This is a genomic window from Cutibacterium sp. LaCa_89, assembly GCF_058177555.1.
In genome coordinates, this window is record NZ_CP190889.1 from 876,483 (window position 1) to 891,526 (window position 15,044).

The 15,044-nt window shown below is 64.0% G+C and carries 14 protein-coding genes; 10 read left to right on the top strand and 4 right to left on the bottom strand.

The features are described from left to right. The first annotated feature begins 73 nt into the window (after positions 1-73). A complete protein-coding gene (locus ACP8LP_RS04090; protein ID WP_016667348.1) occupies positions 74-439 on the top strand; it encodes a hypothetical protein in 366 nt (121 codons plus the stop codon). A gap of 11 nt (positions 440-450) precedes the next feature. On the opposite strand, the gene ACP8LP_RS04095 is transcribed toward ACP8LP_RS04090, so the two are convergent. Both ACP8LP_RS04095 and ACP8LP_RS04100 read right to left on the bottom strand, forming a co-directional pair. Continuing rightward, positions 451-1,107, bottom strand: a complete 657-nt coding sequence (locus tag ACP8LP_RS04095; RefSeq protein WP_063279990.1) for an MBL fold metallo-hydrolase — start codon at positions 1,105-1,107, stop codon at positions 451-453. 46 nt (positions 1,108-1,153) lie between these two features. After that, entirely contained in the window at positions 1,154-1,897 is a 744-nt protein-coding gene (locus tag ACP8LP_RS04100; RefSeq protein WP_417033804.1) for a maleylpyruvate isomerase family mycothiol-dependent enzyme, read from the bottom strand. Positions 1,898-2,051: 154 nt separating this feature from the next. Here ACP8LP_RS04100 and uvrA point away from each other — a divergent pair, with 154 nt between their 5' ends. Further along, entirely contained in the window at positions 2,052-4,997 is a 2,946-nt protein-coding gene (uvrA, locus tag ACP8LP_RS04105) for an excinuclease ABC subunit UvrA (protein ID WP_063280005.1), read from the top strand. Positions 4,998-5,002: 5 nt separating this feature from the next. Here uvrA and ACP8LP_RS04110 read toward each other — a convergent pair whose 3' ends face one another. Both ACP8LP_RS04110 and ACP8LP_RS04115 read right to left on the bottom strand, forming a co-directional pair. Further along, entirely contained in the window at positions 5,003-5,410 is a 408-nt protein-coding gene (locus tag ACP8LP_RS04110) for a Rieske (2Fe-2S) protein (RefSeq protein WP_016667352.1), read from the bottom strand. Between the two features lie 16 nt (positions 5,411-5,426). Then, positions 5,427-6,173 (bottom strand): histidine phosphatase family protein, encoded by a 747-nt coding sequence (locus ACP8LP_RS04115; RefSeq protein ID WP_016667353.1) that lies wholly within the window; start codon positions 6,171-6,173, stop codon positions 5,427-5,429. A 104-nt stretch (positions 6,174-6,277) separates the two neighbouring features. On the opposite strand from ACP8LP_RS04115, the gene uvrC reads away from it, so the two are divergent. From uvrC to secG, 8 genes are all read left to right on the top strand, one after another. Then, positions 6,278-8,317, top strand: coding sequence for an excinuclease ABC subunit UvrC (gene uvrC, locus ACP8LP_RS04120; RefSeq protein ID WP_484483290.1), 2,040 nt, complete (start codon positions 6,278-6,280; stop codon positions 8,315-8,317). After that, positions 8,314-9,189 carry an RNase adapter RapZ gene (rapZ, locus tag ACP8LP_RS04125; RefSeq protein ID WP_016667355.1) on the top strand — a complete coding sequence of 292 codons (876 nt, stop codon included), beginning with the start codon at positions 8,314-8,316 and terminating at the stop codon, positions 9,187-9,189. Before uvrC ends, rapZ begins: the two co-directional genes overlap by 4 nt. Then, positions 9,186-10,154, top strand: a complete 969-nt coding sequence (locus tag ACP8LP_RS04130) for a gluconeogenesis factor YvcK family protein (RefSeq protein WP_036975897.1) — start codon at positions 9,186-9,188, stop codon at positions 10,152-10,154. Before rapZ ends, ACP8LP_RS04130 begins: the two co-directional genes overlap by 4 nt. Positions 10,155-10,211: 57 nt before the next feature. Then, complete coding sequence (gene whiA / locus ACP8LP_RS04135; protein WP_063279987.1) at positions 10,212-11,201, top strand: DNA-binding protein WhiA; 990 nt, start codon at positions 10,212-10,214, stop codon at positions 11,199-11,201. Between the two features lie 222 nt (positions 11,202-11,423). Then, positions 11,424-12,431, top strand: a complete 1,008-nt coding sequence (gene gap, locus ACP8LP_RS04140) for a type I glyceraldehyde-3-phosphate dehydrogenase (RefSeq protein WP_016667358.1) — start codon at positions 11,424-11,426, stop codon at positions 12,429-12,431. Between the two features lie 122 nt (positions 12,432-12,553). Continuing rightward, positions 12,554-13,762, top strand: a complete 1,209-nt coding sequence (locus tag ACP8LP_RS04145; RefSeq protein WP_063279986.1) for a phosphoglycerate kinase — start codon at positions 12,554-12,556, stop codon at positions 13,760-13,762. Next, on the top strand, positions 13,762-14,541 hold the full coding sequence (gene tpiA, locus ACP8LP_RS04150) for a triose-phosphate isomerase (protein WP_063279985.1): 780 nt from the start codon (positions 13,762-13,764) through the stop codon (positions 14,539-14,541). The genes ACP8LP_RS04145 and tpiA overlap by 1 nt, the downstream gene beginning before the upstream one ends. Positions 14,542-14,700: 159 nt before the next feature. After that, positions 14,701-14,943, top strand: coding sequence for a preprotein translocase subunit SecG (secG, locus tag ACP8LP_RS04155; RefSeq protein WP_016667361.1), 243 nt, complete (start codon positions 14,701-14,703; stop codon positions 14,941-14,943). The last annotated feature ends 101 nt before the right edge of the window (positions 14,944-15,044 follow it).

The window sequence follows — 15,044 nt, forward strand, 5'->3', positions numbered from 1 at the left end:
TACGACGTACCGTGGAGGGGTCGAGGTCGAGCTCACTTGGACAGGTCCTTGACGAAGAGGAAGAGGAGGGGAAATGCGAGTCTCGTTCCCATGGGATTCGGACGTATGGGCACCCACGGTGAAAGTGGCCCAGCAAGCTGAGAAGGCCCAGCTGATGACGGTGCTGATCCAGGTGGCGCCGGCTGTCGCCCTGGAGCAGGCCTGGGCGGAGTTGTCGCGCGACCACGCGAGCGAAGAGGAGTACATACTGGACGGGGGAGCGTCCCTGCTTCGGCGCGGCGATGGGCTGGTCGAAGCGTGCAGTGGTGGTGAGGACGTGCTGAGTTCGCTGTCGTGGATACTGAACCAGACGCTCGAAGGCGCCGTCCACCATGCCGACGCAAACGCAACCCTGACCGTGGTCGGCGAAGCGCCCGATCGTAGGCATGTGGACCTCTAGAACGACTTCCGTCACCAGCCCCGCTCGCGCCACTCGCCCAGATGGGGCCGCTCTGCACCCAGCGTCGTCGGCAGCCCATGTCCCGGCCAGATGACCGTCTCATCGTTGTAGACCCCGAAGACCTTCTTCTCCAGGTCCGCCATCAGCGTGGCGAACTGGGTGTCATTTTGTACCCGTCCAGGGCCACCGGGGAAGAGGGAATCTCCCGTGAGGATGTGGTCACTCGGGTTGCCGCGCAGTCGGAGGGCGATGGATCCGCGGGTATGACCCACCAGGCCGATGACGTCGAGTTCGATGTCGCCGAGGCGGAAGACATCCCCGTCCCACACCGTGCGGCAGGTCACGCCGGTGCTGGCCTCGATGGCCTCGGCGTCGGGTTTGCCGCACCAGGGCTGGGCGCCCGTCGCAGCAATGACGTCAGCGAGAGCTCCGGTGTGGTCGGAGTGACGGTGGGTCGTGATGACGGCGCCGACCTCGTCGTCGCCGACGAGGGCCTTGAGCCGACCGGGTTCCGCTGCCGCGTCGACGAGGATGGCAGGACCGGCCTCGGGACGAATGAGATAGGCGTTGTTGTCCATCGGGCCCACCGACACCTTGATGAGGTCAATATCCTCGTTGACCCTGATGAGCTCAGCCCCAGGTACCGGACCGACGTGGTGGAGCGTCATGACGATTCCTTCCTGGGACGAGCGGGCGATCCGCTGGGCGTCCCCGTCAGATGAGCATGGGGACGGCGAGCTGGTCGGCCCCGGCGAGACGCTCGGTCCCACCTCTGCCTGACAACCATCCTGCCAGCGCACCGTCAGGCCCATGAACCGTCGTAGCGAATCCAACCCCGCCGATACGATCAGTCAGCCCGGAATCGGACACGATACGCATGGCCGGGACTTCTGGACGGTCCCGTAGCCGGAAACACACCCACTCCAACAAGGTACGGGATGCGACCACAGGGAGGTCGTCGACGGTCATTCCAAGATCGAGGTCGACGTGATGGAGCGCGATCTCGGCAAGCCGCAGGGCAGGCGGGTCGGTGGCGTCGACACGGATGTCGTCAGTGAGCCAAACCGCAGTGCCTGGTTCCATGCCTTCCAGAGAATCGAAGGTGGCATTGAGGGAGCCTGCCGTGGTGTCCAAATCGATCTGCAACTCCACCCCGGTGCGTTCCGAACCGCGCTCGATGTCGCGGTCGCGGACCTCGTCAGAGGGATACAGGCGGGGCACCTCACGGCCAGCGACAACGGCCCTCGTCACTGTTTCCAGGGCTTCGGCATTGCGGGCTATATGGGTCGCAATGTGCGCGCGGGTCCATCCAGCCAGGCGACTGGGGGCCTGCCACTCCTCATCCGACAAGCCCATGGTGGCCCCGAGAAGTCGCTGGGTGGCCTCCCGTTTGGCAGTGCGGATTTCGGGTAGGGGAGCGCTCGGACACAGACCTGGAGGTCGTGTGGCTGCGCTCATGTCGTCCAACCTACTTGCACTTCAAGGAAGTTGCCAGATCAATGGCCACCGGATGGGTCTGCTGGGCCCAGGCCCACAGTGCCTCAGGAGGCTCGTCCGTGTTCCGTTCTGCCGACCGCGCAGAGCCACAGAACTGTCTTCTATGGCCTCTACCATGAAGCCTGTGAGTGACCACATCATCGTCCGCGGTGCCCGAGAGCACAATTTGCGCAACGTCAGCCTGGATCTTCCCCGGGACGCCATGATTGTGTTCACCGGCCTGTCAGGATCGGGGAAGTCCTCCCTTGCCTTCGACACCATCTTCGCTGAGGGCCAGCGTCGTTACGTGGAATCCTTGTCCTCCTACGCCCGCCAGTTCCTCGGACAGATGGACAAGCCAGACGTCGACTTCATCGAGGGTCTCAGCCCCGCCGTCTCCATCGACCAGAAGTCCACATCCCGCAACCCACGTTCGACGGTCGGCACGATCACGGAGATCCATGACTACCTGCGTCTGCTCTGGGCCCGTATCGGCAAGCCCCACTGCCCGGTGTGTGGGGAGCTCATCAACCGTCAGACCCCTCAGCAGATCGTCGATCGGTTGATGGCCCTGGACGAGGGCACGAAGTTCCAGGTGCTGGCGCCGGTCGTCCGTGGCCGCAAGGGCGAGTACATCGAACTCTTCCGGCAGCTGACGACTGACGGTTTCACCCGTGTGCGCGTTGATGGTGAGGTCCATCGACTCGGTGAGGTGCCGCCCCTGGACAAGAAACGCAAGCATGACGTCGACGTTGTCGTCGACCGGATCGCGGTCAAACCGTCGGCCAAGCAGCGTCTGACGGAGTCCGTGGAGACCGCCCTCGGTCTGGCCCACGGGATCGTGGGTATCGACTTCGTCGATCGGGACCCTTCCGACCCGCATCGCGAACGTCGATTCTCCGAGACGATGGCCTGCCCCAACCAGCATGACATCGACATCGATGAGCTGGAACCTCGCCAGTTCTCCTTCAACGGCCCCTGGGGAGCGTGCCCGACGTGTTCGGGTTTGGGGGCAACCCTCGAGGTCGATCCCGAACTCGTGGTTCCCGACTCAGGGCTGAGTCTGCTCGAGGGAGCCATTGCGCCGTGGTCAGGGCCGCGAGTGGCCAACCACTACCAGCACGTCTTTGCGGGTCTGGGGGAGAGCCACGGTTTTGACGCGGCCCTGCCCTGGTCAGAACTTCCCGCGAAGGCGCGCAAGCTGGTGATGCATGGCGAGGGCGATCCGGTGATGGTCTCGTACCGCAACCGGTTCGGCCGAGTGCGCACCTACTCGCAGAATTACGAGGGAGTGCTGCACTACGTGCGTCGTCGCTACGACGAGGCCGAGACCGACGCCGCCCGCTCCCGGTGGGGACAGTACCTGCGCGAGGTGCCATGTCGTGACTGCCATGGCAAGCGACTCAAGCCGACGAGCTTGGCCGTGACGGTTGGCGATCGCAACATCGCCGAGGTCTCCGACATGTCCATCGGGGATGCCTCGCAATTCCTCAATGCCCTGACGCTGACGGAGCGTGAGGCGACCATTGCCGAGCGGGTCATCAAGGAGGTGCGAGCTCGGCTGCGGTTCCTTGTCGATGTCGGTCTGGACTACCTGACCTTGTCCCGGTCAGCCGGATCGCTGTCGGGCGGTGAGGCTCAGCGCATCCGACTGGCCACTCAGATTGGTTCGGGACTGGTCGGTGTGCTCTACGTCCTCGACGAGCCCTCCATCGGCTTGCACCAGCGCGACAACCGCCGTCTCATCGACACCCTTGTCAGGCTGCGGGATCTCGGGAACACGCTCATCGTCGTCGAGCATGACGAGGACACCATTCGCGTCGCCGACTGGGTTGTCGATGTCGGCCCGGGAGCCGGCGAGCACGGCGGAGAGGTCGTCGTCTCGGGAACCGTCGACGATCTGCTGGACAGCGAGAGGTCGCTGACGGGTGCCTACCTGTCGGGCAAGAGGTCCATCCCGTTGCCGGCGAGCCGACGTCCCCGAACCGGACGGCAGTTGGTCGTCAAGGGCGCTCGTGAGAACAATTTGCAGAACGTGGATGTCACCTTCCCGTTGGGCCAGCTCGTCGTTGTCACGGGAGTGAGTGGTTCTGGCAAGTCGACTCTGGTTAACCAGATTCTCTACACCTCGTTGGCACACCGGATTCACGGAGCTCGGGCGGTCCCTGGCAAGCACGAGACGATGACCGGCGTCGAGGAGATCGACAAGGTCATTCATGTCGACCAGTCCCCGATCGGTCGGACGCCGAGGTCGAACCCGGCAACGTACACCGGGGTCTTCGACAAGATTCGTGCCCTCTTCGCCCAGACCCCCGAGGCCAAGGTGCGCGGCTACCAGCAGGGCCGGTTCTCCTTCAACATCAAGGGGGGACGCTGTGAGAACTGCCAGGGTGAAGGCACCATCAAGATCGAGATGAACTTCCTTCCTGACGTCTACGTGCCGTGTGAGGTCTGCCACGGGGCCCGGTACAACCGCGAGACCTTGGAGGTCCACTACAAGGGTAAGACGATCGCCGAGGTGCTCGACATGCCCATCGAGGAGGCGTGCACCTTCTTCGAGCCGATCTCCTCGATCCATCGTCACCTCAAGACCCTCGTCGAGGTGGGGCTGGGTTACGTCCGGCTGGGGCAGCCGGCAACGACACTGTCGGGCGGAGAGGCACAACGCGTCAAACTGGCCTCAGAACTGCAGAAGCGTTCTACTGGCAAGACGCTGTACGTGCTCGACGAACCCACGACGGGCCTGCACTTCGAAGACATTCGCAAGCTCTTGCTGGTGCTGGGGCGGCTTGTTGATCAGGGAAACTCGGTTCTCGTCATCGAGCACAACCTTGACGTCATCAAGACCGCTGACTGGATCATCGACATGGGTCCCGAAGGTGGTAACGGTGGCGGCTCGGTCGTCGCGGAGGGGACTCCCGAGCAGGTGGCCGCCGTCGACGGCTCCTACACAGGGCAGTTCCTCGCCGAGATCCTGGCCGGGCGGGAAGTCCCGGTTGGTGACGAGCCGGCCCTCATCGAGGAGCCGGCTGAGGCCAAGAAGAAGGGTGGGAGGAAGACCTCGCGGAAGAAGACCCGCTGAGCGGTTCAGGAACCGCTGACGCTCAAGGTGCCGCCCTTCTCGGTCACCTTGGCCTTGCCCAGGCCAGCAGCAGCGGGGCCCTTGGTGACATGACCGTCAGTGATGTCGAACTCCGAACCGTGGCAGGGGCACAGCAGGGAGCCGTCACGGACCTCGTCGACCTGGCATCCAGCGTGTGGGCACACCCGCACGAAGCCCTTGTAAGTGCCCTTGGTGGGCTGGGTGACGACGAAGTTCGTGCCGTCGATCACGGTTCCGCCGCCCACCGGGACATCAGCGGCCTTGATCGTTGCAGGGCCGGTGTGGACGTCGTTGGAGTTCTGATAGGTGTTGCAACCGGTGACCGACCCGGCAGTGGCCAGGGCAGCGACGCCGCCAGCGGTACGCAGGATCTCGCGTCGAGTGGGGGACATGGTCTCTCCTTCGTGTTCAGCGGGTGCCGGGGTTGCCTGTGGAGGCGGCGACGGCGCCGTGAACCATACCTGCCTCGATGAGGTGATCCACCCGATTGATCCAATGAACCTCATACCCATTCGGGTGAAGCTCGATCATCGAGGTGGCGGTGTTCTGCAGGCCGACCCAGTGGGGTTCACTGCCGATGGGGTAATTGCGCAGATCAGCGGCAAGTCGTGGGGCAATGAGGTGCAGCAGGAGCATCGATCCGATGGCGCCATGGGCCACCAGGGCAATGCAATCGTCGTCATCGTGTGCCTCCCGCACCCATTCGGCGATACGACCGGCACGATCTGCCGCCTCTGCGGCAGTTTCGATGCGGGCCTCGCGCCACCCCTCCTCGGTAATCGTCTCCGGGAAGACGGCGCGATCGGTGATGGCAGACAGGGCCGACAGCGGTGACCCGGGGTGACCGGTCTCGACTCCGTCAACAATCTCAACCGGACCGGGGCGTTCGAAGATGAGGTCGCTGACGGTGATGGGCATGTCGAGGGCTTCGGCGACCGGGGCTGCCGTCTGAATGGTGCGCATCATGGGGGAGGAATACAGCTTGGTCGGTCGCGGAGAGACTGACCCGATCCATGTCCCCAGGGCCTCAGCCTGATGTCGTCCCAATTCGGTGAGTTCGGGGTCAGGCTTGCGCCCTTGACGGTATGCCTCGACGGACTTTGCCGCATTGGCATTGTTTTCGGACTGGCCGTGGCGAATGAGGAGAAGATGCACGTGGCCAGCCTACCGGTGAAGCTGCTGGAGCATTTCCCGCCCGCAGGACGGGGGCGTTCGGACCGAGAGAGGAACCACGTCGTCATGGCCCCTAGGCTTGCCCCATGGCCGATCCGTCCAGTTACCGTCCTGCCCCGGGGACCATCCCCACTCAACCAGGGGTCTATCGATTCAGTGACGAGCACGGGCAGGTCATCTACGTCGGCAAGGCCAAGAACCTGCGTAACCGGCTCAACTCCTACTTCCAGGACATCTCGGCCCTCCACCCGCGTACTCAACGGATGGTCACTACGGCTGCCCACGTGCAATGGACGGTGGTGCAGAACGAGGTCGAGTCCCTCCAGCTCGAATACACCTGGATCAAGGAATTTGATCCGCGGTTCAACGTCATGTACCGCGACGACAAGTCCTACCCGTGGCTGTGTTTCACCTGGACAGACGAGTATCCGCGCGTCTTCGTCGGTCGCGGTGCTCATCACAAGGGGTGGCGCTACTACGGACCGTTCGGCCAGGCGTGGGCAATCCGGGACACCGTCGAGACCTTGCTGCGGGTCTTCCCGATGAGGTCCTGCTCGACCGGCGTCTTCAATCGGGCGAAGAACCAGGGGCGTCCATGTTTGCTCGGCTACATCGGCAAGTGCTCGGCGCCGTGCGTCGGTCGGATCACCCCGGAGGCCCACCGCGAGATCGCCGATGAGTTCTGTGACTTCATGGCGGGCCGGACGACGAAGATCGTCAAACGGCTTGAGGCCGAGATGGCGGAGGCCTCCGAGAACCTGGAATTCGAACGTGCCGCCGTCATCCGCGACTCCCTGGGAGCCCTGTCAAAGACTCTGGAGCGCAATGCCGTCGTCCTCGGTGACGGGACTGACGCCGACGTCATCTCGATGGCCGTCGACCCGCTGGAGGTGGGCGTCAAGATCTTCCACGTTCGCGGCGGTCGCATCCGTGGTGAGCGAGGCTGGGTGGCAGACCGTGCCGACGACGCCGCCGAGGCCGAGCTCATGGAGACCTTCCTCACCCAGCTCTACGGCATCAATTCCAGTGACGGTCAGGTTCGTGATGACGGTCATGGCAATGCCGTCCCGCCACTGGTGCTCGTCTCTACCAATCCCGCGAATCCCGACGTCATGTCCACGATCCTCAGCTCCGAACGCGGCTCCCACGTCGAGATCCGTGTTCCCCGTCGAGGTGACAAGGCGACCCTCATGGACACCGTCACCCGCAACGCCCAGGAAACCCTCGCCCAGCACAAACTGAAGCGAGCCTCCGACCTGGCCACTCGAACCCGAGCCCTGGAGGAGATCCAGGAGGCCCTCGGTCTGGACCGCGCCCCGCTGCGGATGGAGTCCTACGACATCTCCCACATCCAGGGAACCAACGTCGTCGGGTCGATGGTCGTCTTCGAGGACGGCATGCCGCGCAAGTCCGAGTATCGGCGATTCATCATCAAGGGATTCGAGGGGTCCGACGACTTCGCCGCCATGCACGAGGTGCTGTCGCGCCGGCTGCGTCGCCTTGTCGAGGACCGCGACGCCATGGCCAAGGCCCAAACCCCTGACGGTGACGTCGGCTCCCTCATCGACCCCACCACTGGCGCTCCTCGCAAGTTCGCCTACGCTCCGCATCTCATCGTCGTCGACGGCGGCGCACCTCAGGTACACGCCGCCCAGGAAGTGCTCGAGGAGTTCGGCCTCGAGGATGAGATCGCACTGTGCGGGCTGGCGAAACGCCTGGAGGAGGTGTGGCTCCCCGACGAGGAGTGGCCGGTCATCCTGCCGCGCACCTCCGAGGGGCTCTACCTACTACAGCGTCTTCGTGACGAGGCTCACCGGTTCGCCATCACCTTTCACCGGTCCAAGCGATCCAAGGCAATGGTGGAGTCCGTACTCGACGGGGTGTCCGGACTGGGGGAGACCCGTCGCAAGGCCCTCGTCTCTCACTTCGGATCAGTGCGAGCGCTGCGCAAGGCCACCGTCGGGGACATCGCCGAGGTCCCTGGTTTTGGCCCCAAACTGGCCGGAGAGGTCGTTGCGGCACTGTCCAAGGACAAGCCCGGTGAGGCGATCAACACGGCGACCGGCGAGGTTGCTGACGCTGACGGACTGGCTGATGCCGATAACAGCACTACCCTTGAACCGTGAGCACCGAACAGACGACCAGGACCCCGCGAGTTGTCATCATCTCCGGCATCTCCGGTGCTGGCCGTCGTACCGCGGCCCATGCCATGGAGGACCTGGGCTGGTACGTCGTCGACAACCTGCCCCCGGTGATGTTGGGGGCGCTTGTCGACGAGATCGGCGCTAATGACATCGATCGTCTGGCAGTCGTCCTCGACGTTCGAAGTCGGATCATGTTCGACACCCTGGGAGTGGCCGTCGCCGCCCTCGACGAGCGCGGCATCGACCCCGCCATCGTCTTCCTGGAAGCCTCCGACGAGACCATCGTGCGTCGTCAGGAGTCCAGCCGTCGTCCCATGCCGCTCCAACAAGGAGGTCATCTCCTCGACGCAGTGGCCCTCGAGCGTCGCATGCTCTCCGACCTGCGTGCCGAGGCTGACCTCGTCATCGACACCACCTCCATCACCGCTCGACAGCTCGCCCAACGTATCGACCACGCCTTCGCCGAGGGGATCGACGAGGGCCTGGCCTTCCAGGTGATGTCCTTCGGATTCAAGCGTGGGGTCCCGATCGACGCCGACCTCGTCTTCGACGTGCGTTTCCTGCCGAACCCGTACTGGGTCCCTGAGCTTCGTCCCAAGACGGGTCTGTCCTCCGACGTCGCCTCCTATGTCATGGCCCAGGCCGGCGCGACCGAGTTCATCGATCGAGTCGAGGAACTCCTGGCTGGCATGGCACCGGGGTATCTTCGTGAGGGCAAGAAGCAGGTCACGGTGGCCGTTGGCTGCACCGGCGGGAAACATCGCAGTACCGCCATTTCCGAGGAATTGTCCGCTCGTCTGGCGGATCGGGGGCACCGCACCGCCGTCCTGCACCGAGATCTTGGGAAGGAATGACGATGGTGTCAACCCCCTCGAAGTTGCCGATTGTCACGGCCTTCGGCGGTGGACACGGGCTGGCCGTGTCGCTGCGTGCCTTGCGGCGGCTCACAGACCGGCTCACTGCTGTGGTCACCGTCGCCGACAACGGTGGCTCTTCCGGTCGGCTGCGCGAGGAATTCGACATCCTGCCGCCGGGAGACCTGCGTCGTGCTCTTGCCGCGCTGTGTGCTGATGATCACCTCGGACGTACTTGGGCCGAGGTGCTGCAGGCGCGCTTCAACGGCATCGGTGAGCTCGCCGGTCACGCCATCGGTAACCTGCTCATCGCGGGCCTGTGGCAGGAGCTTGGCGACCCTGTGTCCGGCCTGGACATGGTCGGTCAGCTCCTTGACGTTCGGGGTCGCGTCCTGCCGATGTCCCTGACCCCGCTTGACATCAGCGCCCAAGTGGTCGGCCTGGACCCGAATCAGCCGGACGAGGAGTACACCCTCACCGGGCAGGCCACGGTCGCCAAGACCCGGGCCGAGGTGCTCAAGGTGAGGCTGGAGCCCTCCGAACCCGAGGCCTGCCCTCAGGCGTTGGAGGCGATTCGCGAGTCCGACAACCTCGTACTGGGGCCTGGATCGTGGTTCACCTCGGTCATGCCGCATCTCCTGGTGCCTGAGATCGTCGACGCGATCCTTGAGTCGAAGGCGCGGAAGATCCTCACCCTCAATGTGTCGGGAGCTGATGAAACGGACGGATTCAGCCCCGCGCGACATCTTGAGGTCATCGCCGAGCACGAGCCACGTATGCGTTTCGACGTCGTCCTCGTCGATCGCGGGTTTGCTGGTCAGGATCCCCATCTGGAGTCGTTTGCGCACAATCTGGGAGCTGAAATCGTCGTCGACGATTTGGCAATGCGCGATGGATCGGCTCGGCATGACCCACTGCGGTTGGCGTCGGCATACGCCAACATCATGGGCGTCCAGCCTCGCTGATTGTCGCCTAAGATCACCCTGTCACCCTTTGTATTCCTTTCCGGAGGCTAGAACCACATGTCGCTCACCCTGCAGGTGAAGAACGAACTCGCGACGGTGCCGGTGCAGAAGCTGTGCTGCCGCCGTTCCGAGATCGCCACCACCCTTCGCTTCGCAGGTGGCATCCATTTAGTGCAGCATCGCCACATCACGATCGAGGCCGAGGTCGACACCGGGGGTGCGGCGCGACGACTTCGTCAATCCATCCAGGAGGTCTTCGGTTTCGACACCGACCTCGTCGTCGTCAATGGCACTGGTTTGCACTCGAACACCCGGTACCTGGTGCGGATGGTGCGCGGCGGCGCTGATCTGGCTCGTCTGACGGGTCTGCTCGATCGTCGCGGTCGCCCGGTGCGTGGCCTTCCGGTTCCGGTCGTCGGTGGCGGACGGTGCTGCCAGGCTGCCGCGTGGCGTGGCGCCTTCCTGGCCCGTGGTTCCCTGACCGAACCTGGACGTTCCATGGCCATGGAGATCACCGCTCCCGGTGAGGAGGCCGCAATGGCCCTGGTGGGTGCAGCTCGCCGTCTGGAGATCCCGGCCAAGCAGCGGCAGTCCCGACGCATCGACCGCGTGACGATCCGGGACGGTGACGCCATTTCCGCCATGCTGACGCGAATGGGCGCCCACGAATCGGTGCTGGTCTGGGAGGATCGTCGTCTCCGCCGTGAGGTGAGGGCGTCGGCGAATCGTCTTGCCAATTTTGACGATGCCAACCTGCGTCGTTCCGCCAGAGCTGCTGTCACTGCCAGTGCCAGGGTGGAACGCGCGCTGGAAATCCTCGGGGATTCCGTTCCGGAACATCTCCAGGCCGCTGGCCAACTTCGCCTTGAGCACAGAAATGCCAGCTTGGAAGAATTGGGTAAGTTGCACGAACCTCCGTTGACGAAGGATGCCATTGCCGGACGGATTCGTCGTCTGTTGGCCCTGGCCGACAAGACGGCCCGTAACAGCGGCGAGCCCACCACGGTGGAGAGTCTTCCTCCCGAGATGCGCGACGACCGCGCCTGATCACCATCCCGGCGTCTACAACCGGCCCTTGGTTCTTCCCACCAGGGGAGGGATTCACGCAACCGCATGGTCATTTGTGCGTCGACCTGATCGATGCTCGTGATCGTTCGCCCGTGACATTGCCTTAAAACGGGGCCAGGGCTTTGTTCATTGTCCTTGGTCGCTATGCTTAGAGATGTCCGAGTGCTGAACGCACAAACCTCATCTGGAGGAGATTCCTTAATGACCGTCAAGGTTGGTATCAACGGGTTTGGCCGTATTGGCCGTAACTTCTTCCGCGCCCTCGCCGAGCAGGGTGCTGACCTCGAGGTCGTGGCCGTCAACGACCTCACCGACACCAAGACCCTGGCCCACCTCCTGAAGTACGACTCCATCATGGGTCGTTTCTCCGGTGAGGTCAGCTACGACGATGACTCCATCACCGTTGACGGCAAGACCATCAAGGTCCTTGCCGAGCGCAACCCCGCTGACCTCCCTTGGAAGGAGCTCGGCGCTGAGATCGTTGTCGAGTCCACCGGACTCTTCACCGATGGTGAGAAGGCTAAGGCCCACATCGAGGCTGGCGCCAAGAAGGTCATCATCTCCGCTCCCGGCAAGAACGTCGACGGCACCTTCGTCATGGGCGTCAACAGCGACGACTACGACACCGAGAAGCACAACGTCATCTCGAACGCTTCGTGCACCACCAACTGCCTCGCCCCGCTGGCCAAGGTCCTCAACGACGCCTTCGGCATCGAGCGTGGCATCATGACCACCGTTCACGCCTACACCGGTGACCAGCGCCTGCAAGACGCCCCCCACAAGGATCTGCGTCGCGCCCGCGCTGCTGCCCTCAACATGATCCCCACCAAGACCGGCGCCGCCCAGGCCGTGGCCCTGGTCCTGCCGGAGCTCAAGGGCAAGTTCGACGGCCTCGCCGTCCGCGTCCCGACTCCGACCGGCTCCCTGACCGACCTGACCTTCCAGACCTCCAAGGAGACCACCGTCGAGGAGGTCCAGGCTGCCGTCAAGAAGGCTGCTGAGGGTCCGTTGAAGGGCATCCTGGCCTACACCGAGGATCCGATCGTGTCGAAGGACATCGAGGGCGACCCGCACTCCTCGATCTTCGACGCCACCGAGACCAAGGTCATCGGTAACCTCGTCAAGGTCCTCTCTTGGTATGACAACGAGTGGGGCTACTCCAACCGTCTGGTTGACCTCACCAAGCTCGTTGCCAGCAAGCTTGCCTGATCTCACCATCGTGAGCTGATGACGGCCCCGTGCCCATGCGGGCGCGGGGCCGTCATCCGTACCCGGGCCACGACGCTCGTGAAACGTCGTTCACGACCATCGCCTTAAGAAAGGGCTTCCACATGAAATCTGTTGAGGATCTCGGAGACCTGCGCGGCAAGCGCGTCGTCATCCGTTGCGACTTCAACGTCCCGCTCGACGGGGACAAGATCACCGATGACGGCCGCATCAAGGCCGCCCTGCCCACCCTGACCCAGCTGCACGAGGCCGGCGCGCGCACCACTGTGCTCGCCCACCTCGGTCGTCCCAAGGGTGCCGTCGACCCCAAGTACTCCCTGGCCCCGGTCGCCAAGCGTCTGGGCGAGCTCATGAACCTCGACGTCAAGCTCGCTGAGGACGTCGTCGGCCCGTCCGCCACCAAGACCTCCGAGTCCCTCGCCGACGGCGAGATCGCTCTGGTCGAGAACGTCCGCTTCGAGAAGGGCGAGACCAGCAAGGATGAGGCTGAGCGCACCGAGCTCGCTAAGAAGTACGCCTCCTTCGGTGAGTTCTACGTCTCCAACGGTTTCGGTGTCGTGCACCGCAAGCAGGCTTCCGTCTACGACGTCGCCAAGCTGCTGCCGAGCGCTGCCGGCTCCCTGGTCGCCAAGGAGGTCGAGGTCCTCGAGGGCCTGACCGCCGACCCGAAGCGTCCGTTCGTCGTCGTCCTCGGTGGTGCCAAGGTCGCCGACAAGCTCGCCGTGATCGACAACCTGCTCAAGGTTGCCGACACCCTTGTCGTCGGTGGCGGCATGTTGTTCACCTTCCTCAAGACACAGGGCCTGGAGGTCGGCAAGTCGCTGGTCGACGATGACTCCGTCGAGGCCTGCAAGAAGTACCTCGAGGCCGCCAAGGCCGCTGGCAAGCAGATCCTGCTGCCGACCGACGTCCGCGTCGCCTCTGACGTCGACTTCGATGCCCACACCGTCGGCCAGGTCGACGTCGTGCCCGTCGACGCCATTCCGGCCGATAAGATGGGCCTCGACGTCGGCCCGGAGACCGAGAAGGCCTACGCCGAGGCCATCAAGGGCGCCAAGTCGGTGTTCTGGAATGGCCCGATGGGCGTCTTCGAGATCAAGGGCCTCGAGCTCGGCACCAAGGCCGTTGCCCAGGCTCTCACCGAGGTCGACGGCCTTTCGGTGGTTGGCGGTGGAGACTCCGCCTCCGCCGTTCGCGCCCTCGGCTTCGCCGACGACCAGTTCGGTCACATTTCCACCGGTGGTGGCGCCTCCCTCGAGCTCATGGAGGGCAAGGAGCTGCCCGGAATCGCAGTCCTCAAGGAGAACAACTGATGTCTCGTACCCCGATCATGGCCGGCAACTGGAAGATGAATCTCGACCACGTTGCCGCCACCTCCCTCGTCCAGGATCTCGGTGAGGCCCTCAAGGCTGCCGGATACGACTCCTCCAAGTCCGAGGCCGTCGTCATCCCGCCATTCACCGACATCCGCTCCGTGGCCACCATCATCGACGGTGACAAGCTGCCGATCGCCTATGGCGCCCAGGACATCTCCGCTCACGACGACGGCGCCTACACCGGTGAGGTGTCCGGCACCATGCTGTCGAAGCTGGGCTGCTCCTACGTCGTCGTTGGTCACTCCGAGCGTCGCGAGTACCACAACGAGCCCGACGAGCTGGTCAACGTCAAGGCCAAGAAGGCCATCGAGAATGGCATGACTCCGATCATCTGCTGTGGCGAGGACCTCGAGGTCCGCAAGGCCGGCAAGCACGTCGAGCATACTGTCGGCCAGATCAAGGCTGACCTCGACGGCATCTCCGCCGAGCAGGTCGCCAAGCTCGTCATCGCCTACGAGCCCATCTGGGCCATCGGCACCGGCGAGACCGCCACCGCTGACGACGCCCAGGAGGTCTGCCAGGCCATCCGCGAGGCCGTCAAGGAGCTCTACGACGCCCCGACCGCCGAGGCCGTGCGCATCCAGTACGGCGGCTCGGTCAAGCCGGCCAACGTCGCCGAGATCATGGCCAAGCCTGATGTTGACGGCGCCCTGGTGGGCGGCGCTTCGCTCAAGGCTGGCGACTTCTCCAAGATCGTGACCTTCTACGAGGCCTGATCCGCGACAAGTTCAACGACGACCCCCGCACCACTCGGTGCGGGGGTCGTTTCGTCCCTGCGTTGATGTGTATGCACACTTCGCGCATGGTTTCGGGGCTCGATGTGGGGATCTGGCGGCTCGTGAGTTACCCTGTACGACGTGATTTCGGCTCCCCTCATGACCTGGCCCGTGCTGACGATGTCGATCATCCTGTGCGTGCTGAGCGTCATCCTCACCCTCTTCGTCCTCCTCCACAAGAGCAAGGGCGGCGGCCTCTCCGACCTCTTCGGTGGAGGTGTGTCGACCTCCATGGGTGGAACCTCCGTGGCTGAGCGGAATCTTGACCGTCTGACGGTCGTCATTGGCCTGCTATGGCTGGCCTCCATCATCGTCCTGCTGGTGCTCTACAGCCATTCCTGAGCCGGAATCGGGCGGCAGTCTGCCGCGCAGGAGCACAAGGGAGGGCTGATCCCTTCCGACCCCCAATGATGCTGCCCCCCAGGCAGTATTGTGACCCCCTC